The 14,796-nt window shown below is 75.7% G+C and carries 14 protein-coding genes; 6 read left to right on the top strand and 8 right to left on the bottom strand.

The features are described from left to right. Window positions 1–99: 99 nt before the first annotated feature. Together BX286_RS05140 and BX286_RS05145 are read right to left on the bottom strand one after the other, a co-directional pair. Window positions 100–1,017, bottom strand: coding sequence for an NADP-dependent oxidoreductase (locus BX286_RS05140; RefSeq protein WP_079424180.1), 918 nt, complete (start codon window positions 1,015–1,017; stop codon window positions 100–102). Window positions 1,018–1,157: 140 nt separating this feature from the next. Beyond that, window positions 1,158–2,234 carry an RNA ligase (ATP) gene (locus BX286_RS05145; protein WP_121014629.1) on the bottom strand — a complete coding sequence of 359 codons (1,077 nt, stop codon included), beginning with the start codon at window positions 2,232–2,234 and terminating at the stop codon, window positions 1,158–1,160. A gap of 142 nt (window positions 2,235–2,376) precedes the next feature. On the opposite strand from BX286_RS05145, the gene BX286_RS05150 reads away from it, so the two are divergent. Further along, window positions 2,377–3,117: an SDR family NAD(P)-dependent oxidoreductase gene (locus BX286_RS05150; protein WP_079424184.1), complete on the top strand. Its 741-nt coding sequence runs from the start codon at window positions 2,377–2,379 to the stop codon at window positions 3,115–3,117. Window positions 3,118–3,173: 56 nt separating this feature from the next. Here BX286_RS05150 and BX286_RS05155 read toward each other — a convergent pair whose 3' ends face one another. Next, window positions 3,174–3,902: a peptidoglycan-binding domain-containing protein gene (locus BX286_RS05155; protein WP_079424186.1), complete on the bottom strand. Its 729-nt coding sequence runs from the start codon at window positions 3,900–3,902 to the stop codon at window positions 3,174–3,176. A 61-nt stretch (window positions 3,903–3,963) separates the two neighbouring features. Continuing rightward, window positions 3,964–5,469 (bottom strand): MFS transporter, encoded by a 1,506-nt coding sequence (locus BX286_RS05160; protein WP_121014630.1) that lies wholly within the window; start codon window positions 5,467–5,469, stop codon window positions 3,964–3,966. A 295-nt stretch (window positions 5,470–5,764) separates the two neighbouring features. Here BX286_RS05160 and BX286_RS05165 point away from each other — a divergent pair, with 295 nt between their 5' ends. Next, the gene (locus BX286_RS05165; protein WP_100864755.1) at window positions 5,765–6,193 is read left to right on the top strand and encodes a hypothetical protein; all 429 of its coding nucleotides are present in this window, start codon (window positions 5,765–5,767) and stop codon (window positions 6,191–6,193) included. A 41-nt stretch (window positions 6,194–6,234) separates the two neighbouring features. Here the strand turns inward: BX286_RS05165 and BX286_RS05170 are convergent, their stop codons facing one another. Continuing rightward, complete coding sequence (locus tag BX286_RS05170; RefSeq protein ID WP_121014631.1) at window positions 6,235–6,540, bottom strand: hypothetical protein; 306 nt, start codon at window positions 6,538–6,540, stop codon at window positions 6,235–6,237. Window positions 6,541–6,632: 92 nt separating this feature from the next. Between BX286_RS05170 and BX286_RS05175 the strand changes: the two genes are divergently transcribed. Then, a complete protein-coding gene (locus BX286_RS05175) occupies window positions 6,633–7,088 on the top strand; it encodes a hypothetical protein (RefSeq protein WP_121017571.1) in 456 nt (151 codons plus the stop codon). Between the two features lie 7 nt (window positions 7,089–7,095). On the opposite strand, the gene BX286_RS05180 is transcribed toward BX286_RS05175, so the two are convergent. Further along, on the bottom strand, window positions 7,096–9,825 hold the full coding sequence (locus BX286_RS05180) for a DNRLRE domain-containing protein (protein ID WP_187344096.1): 2,730 nt from the start codon (window positions 9,823–9,825) through the stop codon (window positions 7,096–7,098). Between the two features lie 116 nt (window positions 9,826–9,941). After that, window positions 9,942–11,897: a glycoside hydrolase family 5 protein gene (locus tag BX286_RS05185; protein ID WP_121014632.1), complete on the bottom strand. Its 1,956-nt coding sequence runs from the start codon at window positions 11,895–11,897 to the stop codon at window positions 9,942–9,944. 229 nt (window positions 11,898–12,126) lie between these two features. Between BX286_RS05185 and BX286_RS05190 the strand changes: the two genes are divergently transcribed. From BX286_RS05190 to BX286_RS05200, 3 genes are all read left to right on the top strand, one after another. After that, window positions 12,127–12,429, top strand: a complete 303-nt coding sequence (locus BX286_RS05190) for a hypothetical protein (RefSeq protein ID WP_079424192.1) — start codon at window positions 12,127–12,129, stop codon at window positions 12,427–12,429. A 264-nt stretch (window positions 12,430–12,693) separates the two neighbouring features. After that, on the top strand, window positions 12,694–13,164 hold the full coding sequence (locus tag BX286_RS05195; RefSeq protein WP_185117335.1) for a Crp/Fnr family transcriptional regulator: 471 nt from the start codon (window positions 12,694–12,696) through the stop codon (window positions 13,162–13,164). Between the two features lie 256 nt (window positions 13,165–13,420). Next, window positions 13,421–13,864 carry a subtilase-type protease inhibitor gene (locus BX286_RS05200; protein ID WP_079424193.1) on the top strand — a complete coding sequence of 148 codons (444 nt, stop codon included), beginning with the start codon at window positions 13,421–13,423 and terminating at the stop codon, window positions 13,862–13,864. An 81-nt stretch (window positions 13,865–13,945) separates the two neighbouring features. Here BX286_RS05200 and BX286_RS05205 read toward each other — a convergent pair whose 3' ends face one another. Further along, on the bottom strand, window positions 13,946–14,788 hold the full coding sequence (locus BX286_RS05205) for a GNAT family N-acetyltransferase (protein ID WP_100864758.1): 843 nt from the start codon (window positions 14,786–14,788) through the stop codon (window positions 13,946–13,948). Window positions 14,789–14,796: the final 8 nt, after the last annotated feature.

Here is a 14,796-nt window from a genome sequence, read left to right on the forward strand (position 1 = left end):
CGCACCAGACGCCGCGGGGCCGCCCTCCGGGCGACGACGGGACTTTGACGACAGGCCCTGGTGGCGTCCCGCGCGGACCCGGCCGGGGCGGCGGCACGGTCAGAGGTCGATGACGATCTTTCCGGCGGTGTGGCCGGCCTGGCTGAGGGTGAAGGCCTCGGCGAGGCCGGAGAGCGGGAAGGTCTCGGCCACCGTGACCGTCAGCCGGCCCTCGTCGGCGAGCCGGGCCAGTGCCGCAAGGTCCTCGCCGACGGGGCGGACCCACATCCACTGGCCGCCCGCCCCCAGCACCGTGTGGTCGGCGATGGAGGCGTGCCGGCCGCCGTCGGCGAGCACGGCCGTGGTGACGTCCAGCACCCCGCCGACGAAGTCGGCGACCACGCTCACGCCCTGCGGGGCCAGGGCCCGGACCCGCTCGGTGAGCCCGTCCCCGTAGGCGACGGGCTCGCAGCCCAGCTCCCGCAGCCGGTCGTGGTTGCGGGGCGAGGCGGTGCCGATGACGCGGGCGCCGAGGGCGCGGGCGATCTGCACGCCGAACGAGCCGACCCCGCCCGCGGCGCCGTGGACGAGGACGGTGTCCCCCTCGCCGGTGCCCAGGCGGGTCAGCAGCTGATAGGCGGTGAGCCCGGCCAGCGGAAGGCCGGCCGCCTGCCGCCAGTCGAGCGAGGCGGGCTTGCGCGCGAGGGCCCGTACGGGAACGGAGACGAACTCGGCGAAGGTGCCGCCGTGCACATAGTCCTTGCGGGCGTACGCGATCACCTCGTCGCCTTCCGCGAACTCGGGGACGTCGATGCCGACCCGCTCGACGGTCCCGGCCACGTCCCAGCCGGGGACCACCGGGTACACGACGTCCATGAGGCCGTCGAGACCGCCCGCCATGATCTTCCAGTCGACGGGGTTGACCCCCGCGCACCGCACGCGGACGAGGACCTCGCCGGGGGCGACCTTGGGGACCGGGAGCCTGGTCTCGGCCAGCACCTCCGGCCCGCCGTACGTCTCGTACGCCATCGCCCGCATCGTGGGCCGACCGTCCTGGGGTTCCTGTGACATGGGTGTGCCCTCTCGGTGAACCGGCGGAACCACCCCTTCCCCATCCCACCACGAACCGGGCGGCGGGCCCCGGCGCAACACGGGCGGCGCCGGAACCGGCCGCCGGCTCACTCGTACTCGGTGCCGCCCTTGCGCGTCAGGTAGGCCGGGCTGACCGCCTTGGCGATGGCCCGGCCGCCGACGACCGGGCTGTACCGCTCGGTGGCCGGCCGGATGACCACGCCCTCGCGCAGGTGCAGGCCCCGCCCGGAGACGGTCTCCCGCCCACTGGCCAGCTCCAGCACGGTCTCCAGGGCGTAGGGCCCCGTGTAGAGCCGGGGCACCAGCGGGAGTTCGCCGTCCTGCAGCACCTGCGCCGGGTCCAGCCAGCGCACCTGCCCGTCCATCTCGGCGCAGACGTCGAAGACGGCGAACCCGGGCGGGGTGTCGGCGGCCCGGGCCTGCGCCCCGTACGGCAGGTCCTGCACGCCGGCTCCGTAGACCTCGCCGAAGACGCCGACCCGGGTCGCGCCGAGCCGCTCGGCGAGCCGGGCGGCGGCCCGCTCGACGCCGTGGCCGCGGACGGCCCGCCAGTAGACGTTGCGCTCCTCCTCCTTGAGCGCCAGGCCGCGTGCGCCGAAGCCCTTGGAGGAGACGAGGACCCGGCCCTCCTCGGCCAGATAGGTGACCAGGCAGGCCGTGCCGTGAAGCTTCTCGGTCAGGACGACGGGCTCCCCCGGCTCGAAGATCCCCGGGTAGCGCTGCAGGTTCTCGATGTCCACCCAGGGCAGCAGCCCGGGCGCCGCCTCGACCTCTCCGCTCATCGACGTGGGGACCGGTGGCGACCATTTGACGATGCCCAGGGCCTCGGCGAAGTCGGTGCCCTCCTTCGCGGCCAGCTCCAGGTCCGTCCCGTCGAGCGCACGGGGCCGGCACACCAGCCCCTGCGAGAGCTCTCCGCGCAGCCGGACCGCCCGGACCCGGTCGTGGGAGCTTCCGGCCAGCCGGCCGGTGAGGCCCAGCTCCTCGATGAGGGCGGCGGGCAGGACGGCCTGTTCGGGGATGTAGAGGGCCAAGTCCCCGGTCCGGTAGGCGCCCTTGGCTACGACGGCCCGGTAGAGGCCCACCTGGGCCAGCTCCAGGGCGTCGGCGTTCGGATGCGGGTGGATGGTGAGTTCCTCCACGGTGACGCGCAGGGTGGACATGGCGGCTCCTCGGTTCGGGTCGTCGGTGTTGGTTGCCGGACCACTGTCGGGGCCGCCATTTCCGCTGGTCCACCGGATATTCGGGTGTTAGCCTGCGCCGCGCCCGGCAACCGGCCGCGGCGCAGCACGTCTTGGAGGAGCCATGGAACGCCGACCCGTCACCCTCGTCACCGGAGGCAGCCGGGGGATCGGCGCGGCCGCCTGTGTCCGGCTCGCCGCGGAGGGCCACGACCTGGTGCTGGGCTACGCGCGCGACGAGGAGGCCGCCGAAGCGGTCGCGGAGCGGGTACGGGCGGCGGGCGCGCGGTGCCTGACGGTACGGGGCGACACCTCCCGGGAGGAGGAGGTGGAACGGCTCTTCGACGTGGCCCGGGCCGAACTGGGGCCGGTCACCGGCCTGGTCAACAACGCCGGGGTGACCGGCCCGCTGGGCCGTCTCGCCGACGCCCGGACCGAGGACCTGCGCCGGGTGGTGGAGGTGAACCTGCTGGGGTACCTGCTGTGCTGCCGCCGCGCCGCCCGGGACATGGCTGAGGGCGGCGGGGCCATCGTGAACGTCTCCTCCGCGGCCGCCACCCTGGGCAGCCCGGGGGACTACGTGCACTACGCGGCGACGAAGGCGGCCGTCGACGCCCTGACCGTGGGGCTGTCGAAGGAGCTGGGGCCGGACCGCATCCGGGTCAACGCCGTGGCGCCGGGGATCATCGAGACCGACATGCACGCCGCGATGGGCGACCCGGACCGCCCCGCCCGGGCGGCCGCCACGATCCCGCTGGGGCGGCCGGGACGGCCCGAGGAGGTCGCCGGGGCCATCGCGTGGCTGCTGTCGGCGGACGCCTCGTACACGACGGGGGCGGTCCTGCGGGTCTCCGGCGGCCGCTGACCCCGGGCGCGGTACACCGAACCACCGGGCCGCGCGGGCCCGGCCGGCCCCCGGCTTCAGCCGAAGGCGGCTCGGGTCGCCGGGCCGTAGACACCGTTCGGGTCGCCCTTGATGCCGCGGTCCCGCTGGAGCTGGGAGACCCCGCGCTTGGTCTGGCCGTCGTAGACCCCGGTGATCCGCACGTACGTGAACCCCTGCCCGTAGAGCCGTTCCTGGAGCTCCCTGACCGCGGGCCCCTTGTCGCCCGGGCGCAGGGTGCCGGAGTCCGGCGGCTGGGTCGGCCGGCCGGGCGCGCCGGTCGTGGGGCTCGTCGAGGGCTTCGCGCTGGACGGGGACGCCGAGGGGCTGCGCGTCGGGGCGGAGGCCGAGGGCTTCGCCGTGGCCGCCTGGGCGCGCACCTCGGGGTCCCCGGCGCCCGGGCTGCGGGCGGGCAGCGCCGGCAGGGCCAGGTCCGGGCGGACCGGGGCCGGGTCCTGCGGTTCGGGCCCGCTCGTCAGGAACACCAGCGTTCCCGCCCCGGCGGCCAGCACCACCAGTGCGAGGACGGCCAGGGGCAGCCGGCTCCCCCGCCGTCCGGGCGCGTGACGGGCCCCGGCCGCCACCGGGACGGCCTGGGCTGCGGCCGGCACCCGTGGCAGGGGCTGCGTCGGTTCCTCCCCCGCTTCCGGGACCGTCGGCCAGGCGGGGTACGCCGGGCCGGACGGGCCCTCGGGCGCGGCGACGTAGGGGCGGACGAACAGGCGGTCGTCGGGCTCGGGCCCGCTCTCATCGGGGTGTGGGGACACGGTTGTCTCCCGGCACGGTCGGGGTCGGCGCGGCGGTGCGGCACCGGCCCCCACGCGCCGGTCAGGCCCTGCGCCGCCGCGCGGCCGGGGCCTGGCCCGCTCCCGGGGCCGGCGGAGTGAGCGGGGAGCGGACGGGTATCGGCATCTGGGGCGTCTCCGAAGTGCGGCTCAGGTGGTCGTTCTTGAGCGGACTCTGTCCGTCCGGGGCCGCTCCGGTCAAGCCGCGTGTCCGATCCGCCCCATCCATCCGTTCTCCTTCCTCCGCGCCGGGGCCCGGACCCGGGTTCGGGTTCGGGTTCGGGCCCCGGCGGAGGTGGACGGTCACCGTGAGGGCGGCGAGGAGCATCAGGGCGGCACCCGTCAGCGGGGCGGCGGGCACCGAGACGCGGTCCACGGCGAGTCCGCCGGCCAGTGCCCCCGCCGCGATGGCGAAGTTGAACATGGCCACCATCAGCGCGGACGCGGCCTCGGCGGCCCGGGGCGCGGCCCTGAGCATCCAGCCCTGGAGGCTGACGGAGACGCCCCCGTAGGCCAGGCCCCAGAGCATCAGCAGCCCGGTCCCGGCGACGGGCCCCGGCAGGACGGCCGTCAGCGCCAGCACCACCGTGAGGGTGGCGCTGACGGTGAGCAGCGTGCGGCGCGGGTCGCGCGGTCCGGCCAGGAAGTTGCCGGCGACTCCGGCGAGGCCGTAGCCGAGGAGCAGGGTGCTGACGAGACCGGTGTCGACGCCGGAGACGTCGCGTAGGAGGGGGCGGACGAAGGTGTAGGCGGCGAACTGGCCGGTGACCACCAGGAAGGTCACGGTCACCCCGGTGCGGACCCCCGCGTCTGTCCGCAGCAGGGCGGGCAGTTCGGCGAACGTGACGGGCGTGGCCGGGGGCAGGGCGGGCAGGAGCAGGAGCAGGGCGGCCAGGGTGAGCGCGCCGAGGGCGCCGACGGCCGCGAAGGCCGTCCGCCAGCCGCCGAGTTCGCCGAGGAGGGTGCCGGCGGGGACCCCGAGCACCGAGGCGGTGGGGACACCGCCGAATATCAGGGCCGTGGCCCGGCCGACCCGGTGAGCGGGGACCAGCCGGACGGCGAGGCCGCCCGCGATGGCCCAGAACCCGCCGACGCTGATGCCGACGAGCAGCCGGGCGGCCAGGACGACGGCGAAGCCGGGGGCGAGCGCGGCGGCGAGGTTGGCGGCGGCCATCAGGCCGATCAGCGCGCACAGCACCTGCCGCCGGTCGAGCCGGGCGGCGCCGACGGTGACCAGGGGCGCGCAGAAGCCGGCGACGAGCCCGGGGACGGTCACCATCAGGCCGGCGGTGCCGTCGGAGACCCGGAGGTCGGCGCCGACGGAGGTGAGCAGTCCGACGGGCAGGAGTTCGGAGGTGATCAGGCAGAAGATCGCGAGGGAGACGGCGGCGACGGCCGCCCACCCCTTCGCGGGACGGACGCCGGACCGGGGAACGCCGGGTGAGGCAACGGCGGACCGGGGAGCGCGGGTCGGGGCAACGCTGGACGGGGGAACGCTGGACGGGGGAACGCTGGACGGGGGAACGCTGGACGCGGCTGGTTCGGTCATGCTCGGCACTCCGTACGGGGTGAAGGCGGACGGACGGTTGGGGGTCCCCCCGGACGGAGTCTGGGGGAGGGGCACGGCGGCACCAGGTCCCGGGGGTCGCGCCGCCCCCGTCGCCCGCACTGCCGTGCCGTGCCGATCGCGTTCGTGCCCATTCTGCGGCCGTCCGGCCGCTTTCCGTCCGGCCTGTGGAGAATCGGTTCTCCGTGGGTGCGGGGCGGTTCCCCCGCCACTCCCGCTTCACCCGGATGCGTGACGGGCGCCACGGCTCCGGCCCGGACTACGGCATGGTGGTCGGGTGCTGTTGCGCCGGGCCGCCCTGCCCCTCTCCCTCCTGGCCCTCCTGGCGAGCGCCGGCTGTGTCTCCGTCGGCCCGGAGCACGGTGCACCGCGCCCCGCCCGGGGTTCCGCACCGCCCGCCGGGGCTCCGGACGCCGGGCGCCCCGCCCCGGCCCCGCCCGCCCGGCCCCTCCCCCTGGGCGAGGTCCCGGAGCCTTCCCCCGACCCCGACCCGGCCCCCGCCCCGGCACCCCCCGTCCGCAAGGCCCGCCCGCCCGCCCCGCGCGCGGCGAAGCCCGCCCCGCCCCGCCGCGCCAGACCCCCCAAGCCCGCGCCCCCGCGCCGCGCGATCCCTCCCGTGCCGCGCGGGGAGGAACTGTGCGAGTCCGCGGAGGGGACGCTCCCGCCGTCCATCGTCGACCTCTGCGTCCGCCAGTACGGCAGCTGACCGGCGCACGCCGGCCTGCCCGGAGGAGCGGGACCGCTGGGTCACCGACTTCCAGGAGCCGTCGGCCTCCTGAGCGCCGCGCACCGGCCGCGCACCGTCCGCCGGGCCGTCTGCCGGGCCGTCCGCAGCCGGCGCACCGCGCCGTGGCCGCGCCTGCTCCATTCGGCGCGCGGCAGCCCGGCATGCCGCCCGCCGCCGGTGATCAGGGCGTTGACCGGGGCGTGCGGGTCGGCGCCCATCCCCTTGGCGGCCAGGATCCCGACCGCGAGCGGTACGAGGGCCACGGCGAGGGCGGAGCCCGCGCAGGTCAAGCGCTGCAGGCGGGGGCGGGGGGATCGCGAGGTCATGCCGTCATTCCAGCAGCGGCCGCGCCACGGGGAATCGGCGCGGGTACTCAGGCCGTTGGACCGGGGTACTCAGGCGAGGGAGGTCGGGCGTGGTGGCGGAACCCCAGGGGCAGGGCTTCGAGCCCGCGACGGGCGACGGCGCGGAGCCGTCGGGCGCAGAGCGGGCGGCGCAGCTGCGCACCGCGTACGAGGGGCTGCTGCAGATCCGCCGCCTGCTGACGGGATCCACCTCCACGCCCGCCCCGTGGGAGCTGCGGGTGATACCGCGGGCGGTGGCCCTGGTGCTGGAGGCGGCGGGGTTCCCGCCGTCGGCGGTGGACGCCGGCGGGCGGCGCAGCCGCACGGGCTACCGGGTGGCGTCCGGGGCGCGGGGGCTGGTCGAGGTCACCTGGGCGGGCCCGCCCGGCAGCGGCGCCGCCGGGGAGGAGGCGGAGCGTCTGGCGGCGTGCGCGGCGGAGCTGGAGCGCCACGGCTGGGACTGCCTGGTCTACCGGGGTCCGCGCGGGCGCCGCTTCCTGGAAGTGGGCGCGCCCCACCCCGGAGGGTGAGGCAGGGTCAGGGCGCGCCGAAGGTGAGCGCCAGCCGCGGCGTCGCCTCGCCCGCCGCCGCCTCCGAGGGCCACAGCCACAGGGCGTCGGTCCCGGCGCTGGTCAGCGCCAGGCTGTAGGGGCCGCCCAGCGCGCCGGCCACGGCGGCGGTGTTCAGCCCGGCGGTGTGGACCGCCGAGCCGTCCGGGATCCCGGGGAACGCGCCGAGCGCCGGGGCGCCCGTGCCCGGGCGGTTGGCGTACGTGGTCCCGGCTTCCGTCCAGGCGCCGGTGACCGGTACCACCGAGACGGTGTCCGTGGTGCCGGCGCCCGCCATGGTGCTGGTCTTCACGCTGAGCGTGGCCGACTTGAGCACCTTGCCCGCCGGGGCGGCCGGCAGGTCGAAGCGCAGGTAGCTGGTGTAGAGGGAGGTCCCGCGGACGGCCAGGGAGCCGGAGGTGCCGTAGTTGGCGTCCGGGGCGCCCGCGTTGGCGTAGGTGTCCTCGGCCGCGGTGCCCTGGACGGTGGAGTCCGCCGGGGCGGAGGCGAGGGCGTAGTGGTTCTGCACCTGCGCCGCGCTCAGGACGGTCGGGTAGACGGCCGTCTCGTCCATCAGGCCGGCCCAGTGCTCGCTCGTGGGGCGGTCCGGCCAGCCGCCGAGCCCGTCGAAGCCGACGCGCCAGTAGCCCGTGTAGTTCTCGTGGGTGGTGACGTTCAGGGTGCCCCGCTGGACGCCGTCCACGTACAGGGTCATGCCGCCGGGGCCCTGGGTGGCGACGACGTGGTGCCACTTGTCGTCGTTGAAGGCGGCGGCGGTGGTGATGGTGCGGGTGGCGCCGGTGTAGACCCCGTAGACCAGCCGGCCGTCGTCGGTCATGTAGACGTGCTTGTCGTACTGGCTGCTGCCGTTGATCTGCCGGCTGCCGAAGCCGACGAGCTTGCCGCCGCGGGTGGTGTTCGTCTTGAACCAGGTCTCGATGCTGTAGGTGCTGCCCACCGTCTGGCGGCGGTCGCCGTACACGTGGGCGTCGGTGCCGTTGAAGCCGATCGCCGTGCTCGCGCCGGCCACCGCCCCGGGGCTCTGGCGCAAGGCCGGGCCGTTGTGGTGCACGCCCGCCTGGTTGCCGTCGGAGGAGTCGGCGACGTACGGCAGCACGGCGTCGTCGTAGCGCCAGTACAGCTGGGCGCCGTCCGCCCGGACCTGGTTGGCGTAGGCCTCCGGCGAGGTCGGCACGGTCACGCTCGCCGGGGCGGAGAGGGCACTGGTGTTGCCCGCCGCGTCGGTGGCCGTCACCCGGTAGGTGTACGACTGGCCGGGCTGGACGGTGGTGTCGGTCCAGGAGGCCTGCGGACGCTTGAAGAACAGCGAGTCGGCGGTGACCGTGCCGATCGGGGAGGCCGCGCCGTTGCGGTAGATCCGGTAGGTGAGTGCGCTGTCGTCCAGGTCCAGGCTGGTGCGCCAGCGCACCTGCACCTCCCCGGGCCGCACGCTCGCCGCGCCGGCCAGCGGAACCGTCGGGGCCCCCGTGTCACCGGTGGAGGAGAAGCGCGTGAGGCTCTGCTGGGCCGTCCCGTTGACGGTGGTGAACTCACCGCCCACCCACAGGTACTGCGTACCGCCCTTGGAGCCGACGGTCATCACGCGCGGCCCGATGCCCTCGCCGACGCCGTCGTTGGTGTCGGGCGCCCAGCCCAGCTTGCCGACGCTGGTGGTGGGCTGCGCCAGCAGGTGGTGGCGCTGGCCGTCGGGGTACTCGCCGACGCTGGAGCAGTCGTGCGCGTGCGAGGCGCTGTAGAGCACGTTCTGGTACGGCAGCACGGCCTGGGTGGCCCCCAGGCAGGTGTCGCGCCAGCGCTGGCCGAAGTCGGAGAGGTCGAGGGCGATGCGGCCGTCGAAGACCCCGCCGCCGGTGCCCTCGTTGGCGGTGTAGAAGCCGGTGGCGTCGGTGGCGATGTCCTTGACCACCGAGTTGGTCTCGATGAAGCCCGGGTAGCCCTTGGTGAGGGCGCCGGTGGCGGAGTCGACGACGGCCAGGGCGTGCGTGCTGGTGCCGTTGACGGTGAAGAAGTCGCCGCCGAGCAGGACGTTCCTGCCGTCCGGGGTGACCTCGACGGCACGGCCCGGCTCGTCCGCGTTCGCCGTGAAGGGGCGCAGCGCGCCGTCCGCGGCTGCGACGGCGGCGAAGCGCTGCCTGGGCTGCCCGTTGACGTTGAGGAAGTCGCCGCCCGCGTAGACGGTGTCGCCGGTGACGGCGATGGCCCGTACGGTGGCCGCGAAGGCGGGGCGGAAGGACGGCTTCACGGTGCAGGTGGCCACGTCGATGGCGGCCATGCTGGAGACCGGGGTGCCGTTGACGGCGCCGAAGTAGCCGCCCGCGTAGAGGGTCTTCTTGTCCGGGGACAGGGTGAGCGCGCGGACGGTCGCGGTGCCGCTGCCGATGGTGAAGGACAGGGTGCAGGAGGTCGGGGCGCCCGTCGCCGCGTCGAGGGCGGCGAAGTTCACCGCCGGCCGCTCACTGCCGGCCCCGCCCGCGGGCGGGCGGACGGCGGAGAAGGTCCCGCCGGCGAAGACGGTGCCCCCGGCCTCGGCGAGGGCCCAGACGATGCCGTTGGGCTGCCAGGTGGGCAGCGCGTCGGCGGTGAAGGCCACGGGCGGGGTGACGGCCGCGGCCTGCGGGGCGAGCCCGAGCCCCACGAACGCCCCCGTGCCGGCCAGGGACAGGGCGAGAGCGGCTGCCGGCCCTCTGGATCTGCGCATGAACCCCCCAGTTCGGTGTGTCCGTTGTCCGTACGGGCGCACCCTAGGTCGAATTCCCGCACCGGGCACCAGACTTGACGTATCGCATGCCGAACGGCGGCCGGGCCGGAGGGCCCTCAGCCGGCCGGCAGCGCCCGGCACAGCAGGGATGCCGGGGAGGGGCGGAAACCGGCCCGGGCGGTGAAGGCGATGCCCGCCGCGTACTCGGTGGGCAGGCACTGGCCCTTGTAGTGGCCTGAGGCGTAGTCCCCGCCCGGGTTCCCGGCCGGGCGGGCGTCGCCCCGGTCGAACCAGACCGTACGGCCGGCGCCGGCGAGGGGGACGCGGGCCGGGGCGCACAGGGCCGCCGAGACCCGGTCGCCGCGCAGGCTGTACCCGGTGAGGAACTGCCCGGCCGGGCACTGGAGCTTCGTGTAGCCGGTGGCCCAGTCCCCGCCCGCCGGGACGTACGTCTCGTCGCGGACCACGGTCTGGCCGCCGCCCGGGGCGCGCAGGTCGGAGGTGGAGCACAGCCCGCGCCCGCCGGTGTGGCTCAGGCCCGCCAGGCGCGCGCCGTCGGGGCAGACGGCCTTGCGGGCGCCGCTGTCCCAGTCCCCGGCGGCGCGGGTGAGCAGCGAGGCGTTCTGGTCCCGGTGGTCGGTGCTGAGCTGGTACCAGGCGGTGGTGGCGGGGACCGGCCCGGTGCGGCCCGCGGCCGAGACGAGCGCGGTCCAGGGGGCGGTGCGCCAGTCTGCGGGGTCGAGGACCCCTCCCCCGGACTCCGTCCGGGGGGACCCCCACCGTCGGCCGGTGTTGTCGTAGCGGAGCATCGCCCAGCTGTCGCCGCCGGGAGCGCCCTGTGCGGTGGTGCTCCAGCCGACGAGGGGCCAGTAGGCGAAGTCGGCGTCGGAGGCGGCCAGGTAGCCGGTCATGTTCTGGAACCAGGCGCGCGGGGCGGCGCCGGTCTCGTCGGCGCCGATGCCGAACTCGCTGATCCACACCGGGGCGGTGAAGTGGGCGCCCGTCTCGGCGGAGACGAAGAACGCCTGGTCGTAGAGGGTCTGTTCGAGCTCGGCCCGGCTCATGTCCTGGTAGCGGGCGTCGTGTGTCTCGCCGAGGCCGGTGGCGCCGCTGTGGTGGGGGCCGGTGTAGCCGTAGAAGTGGGCGGAGTAGACCAGCTTGTTCGAGACGACGAGGGTGTGGGAGAGGGTGCGGACGGGGGTGAGGGCGGGGCGGCCGTGCGGGAGTCCGTCGGCGGGGATGCCCGTCCAGTTGATGCCCTCGACGACGATGAGCAGGTTGGGGTTGGCCTCCGTCAGGATCCGGTCGGCGGCCTCCTCGGAGGCGGCCTGCCAGTCGTGGCCGTCGCCCAGGCCCCAGTTGGGGTCGTCCCAGGTGTCGCGGCGGACCTCGTTGTACAGGTCGGCGCCGACCACGCGGGGGTTGTCGCGGTAGCGGCGGGCGAGGAAGACCCAGTCGTCGGCCCACTGGGCGGTGGAACGGCTGCTGTTCCACCGCTCGTTGCCGTCGAGACCGCAGCACCAGCGGGTGGTTCCGGTGTGGTTGTTGAGGATGACGGCGAAGCCCGCGTCGGTGAGGGCCGAGACCACGGCGTCGTAGACCTGGAGCGGGGTGCGGCCGCGCAGCGCCGAGTTGGCGGCGACGGCCGCGTCCGGGACGGGGGCGGTGGTGTGCAGCATCTCGTTGGAGAAGGGCAGCCGGACGCTGTTCAGCCCGAGCGCGCGGAAGTCGGCCAGCAGGGCGGGCAGGGGCACCCGGTCCAGGCCGAGGGGGATGCCGTGCGAGTCCTGGCCCGCGTGGTGGTTGGCGGGGTCGGCGATGTTCCCCGAGCCGTTCCAGGAGCCCTGGGCGCCGTCCCAGTTGCCGGAGCGCAGGCGGAAGCGGTTGCCCTGGGCGTCGACGATGTACCGGCCCCGGGTCGAGAGCGGGGGCGTCCACGGCGCGGGGTCGGAGGCGGCGGGCGCCGTGGCCGGGGCGGCCGGTGCGGCGGCGAGTGCGGGGGCGGCGCCCGGCAGGACGACGCCGCCCGCCAGGAGCAGCACGATCGACAGCACCCGTACGAGGCTCTTCATCTGGCTCCCGCCCGATCCGGCCGCCCCCGTCCGGGCGGCTGCGGCGGACAAGTTACCGGCCGGTCGCTCGGGAGGGAAGGTACGGGCGCACCCCGGTCGTGGGGCGTCAACGGGGCGGGCCCGCGCGGGCCCTTCCCATGGGTGACCCCCGGCAAAACCGCCCCGGCCGGGGCCGGACCGCTCTACCGTGCCCTGAGGGGTCGGGCCGAAGGACCGGAGGGCGGGGCTGATGGACGAGGAAGAGGACATGCGGCTGGCGGAGATCACCCCGGAGATCTCCCGCCGCACGCTGGCGATGCTGCGCGGGCTCGCCGGGCTGGAGCCTGCGGAACGGGTGCCCGAGGACGCCATGGCCGTGGCCGACGCGATCCTCGCCGAGCACGGTACGGACGGGCTGAGGGTGCTGGTGATGACCCTGGCCGCCTGGGCGACGGCGCAGATCGAGAACGTGGCCGAGCTCAGCGGGCGCAGCCACGAGGCGGTGCTCGACGCGATGGAACTGGCCTGCCTGGAGGCCAACGCCGACGACTAGGGCCTACGCCCGGGAACGCGAGCCGAGGGTGTGGCGGGCGCCCGCGGCGGGCCGTGGCGCCGTGCGGCGGCCTCGCGGGGGCAGCGGCGCGAGTGCGCCCCGGGAGGACCGGGGCGCGGCCTGGCTCACGGGCCAGACGGCACCGGGGAGCGCCCGTGCCGGCGGGTCCGGGCGGCCGGTGGTCCGCCGTATGCGGCTTTCCGGCCCGGGTCGGCGACACTGGGGGGACCAGAAGGTTGCGGGGGGTCCTGAACGGAGGCCGTCGTGAGCACACCTTCCCCCATCCGGATCGCCGCCGTACTGTCCGCCGAACACCGCGGCCGGCTGATGTCCTACGCACGTGAGGTCAATTTCCCCGAGGGCGCCCGGATCTTCGAAGAGGGCGGCCGGGCGGAGGCCTTCTGGATCGTGCGCTCCGGCACGGTGACCCTGGAGGTCCCGCTGCCCTCCGGCGGCCACCGGGGTGCCGCGGCCGTCGAGAGCCTCGGCCCCGGCGAGCTCGTCGGCTGGTCCTGGCTGTTCCCGCCGTACACCTGGCAGCTGAGCGCCGAGGCCATGACCCCGGTACGGGCCTACGAGTTCGACGGGGCGGCCGTCCGGATGCTGATGGACGCCGACCCGGCCTTCGGCTCGGCCATCGGCCACTGGGTCGGGCGGATCCTCGCGGTCCGGCTCCAGCAGACCCGCACCCGCCTCCTCGACCTCTACGCCCCCCGCCCGACCGCCACCCGCTGACTCCTCGGGGCGGCCCCCGGCCCCCGGAGGCGCTTCCCACCCGTCACACCGGCCCCTCACGGGTCCCGCGCGGGGAAGGTGTTCGGCCGATTCCCGGAATCCCTCCTTCACAGGTCACGACGGCGGAGGTCGCTGCGGACTGCACTCATGCGCTCACGAACGGTGACGAGAAATGGCGGTACGAACGGGCGTTCTCACCCCGGATGGGCAAGACTCCCGTCCGCTATCCGAAACACCGACCCGAGGAGTGTTCGAAATGCGGTCCATCACCAGGAGCCTGGGACTGGCCTCCGGAGCAATGGCGCTCACCGCCCTCACCGCCCTGGCCGGGACCGGAGCCGCCGACGCGGCACCGGCCGGAACGCAGAGCCTGTACGCCCCCTCCGCACTCGTGGTCAGCGTGACGGCCGGTCAGGACGCCGTCGGCGGGACCGTACTGCGCGCGGTGACCCTCGTGTGCGCGCCGCGCCCGGGCGGAACGCACCCCTCGCCGGCCGCCGCCTGCGCCGAGCTGAAGGCGAACGGGGCGTCGCTGGACGCGCTCGCCGCTCCCCGCCCCGACTCCGCGTGCACCCGGGAGTGGAACCCGGTGACGGTCACCGCCGACGGGGTGTGGCAGGGGAAGCGGATGAGCTACACCTACACCTTCGGCAACCCCTGCGGGCTGCGCAGCAGCACCGGCGTGCTCTTCGGCATCTGAGCCCCCGCGTGGGGGTGACACCCCCGCGGACCGGCCGGGCGGCGCCGCCGACCGCCGCCCGGCCCCCGCGGCCCCGGCCCCTCAGCCCAGTTCGAGGCTGGTGACCCCGTACAGCCCGGACAGGTCCAGCTCGGGCGCCGGGCCGGTGTACATGCGGGCGGTCTCGAAGGCCGGGACCAGCCCCAGCCGGGCCGCCACGGCGGCCGCGGCCGGGTTCACGTCGGGCACGTCCACCGCAACCTCCCCGCCGGGGGCGTGCCCGGCGAGCCGCCGCACCAGGGCGGCGGCCACCTCCGGTGTGGCCGCGTACAGGGGCCCGATCCGCGCGGCGGAGCTACAGGGGCGGACCACGCCCAGGCCCTCGATCCGCCCGTCGCGGACGGCGGCGAGGGCGGTCCGGCCGGGCAGGGAGGTCCAGGCGGAGAGGAAGGCGTCGCGCGCCTCGGGGAAGAAGGACCGGTCGTAGGCGGCGAGCCGGACGAAGGGCAGCGAGGCCGCGTCCACGATCTCCACCCCCCGGTCGTCCCCGGGCTCCGGAACGCCCTGGTAGCGCATGTTCGTCCAGGCGGAACGGAACCCGGACTTGCGGTAGTTGTCCTGCTGCTCGACCACCCCGTCCAGGCCGACGAGCCGTCCGTCGAGCCGTTCCATCCCGGCCCGCCACAGCCGGATGCCGTAGCCGCGGCCGCGCACGTCGGGGCGGGCGATGTAGAAACCGATGAACCCGAAGCCGCTGCCGTAGCGCACGGCGGAGATGCAGGCGACCGGGTCCCCGTCGAGCCGTCCGACGAGGAAGCCCTCCGGGTCGGCGACCGCGAAGGCGAAACGGTCGCTGTCCCCCGGGTTCCAGCCTTCCCCGTCGGCCCAGGTGCGCAGCATCTCCATGTCGGCGGCGCTCGCGCCGGTGATCTCGAAGCGTGTCATGCCGGGTG

Origin of the sequence: Streptomyces sp. 3211.6 (assembly GCF_003634815.1) — a bacterium.
GTDB classification, from domain to species: domain Bacteria; phylum Actinomycetota; class Actinomycetes; order Streptomycetales; family Streptomycetaceae; genus Streptomyces; species Streptomyces katrae_A.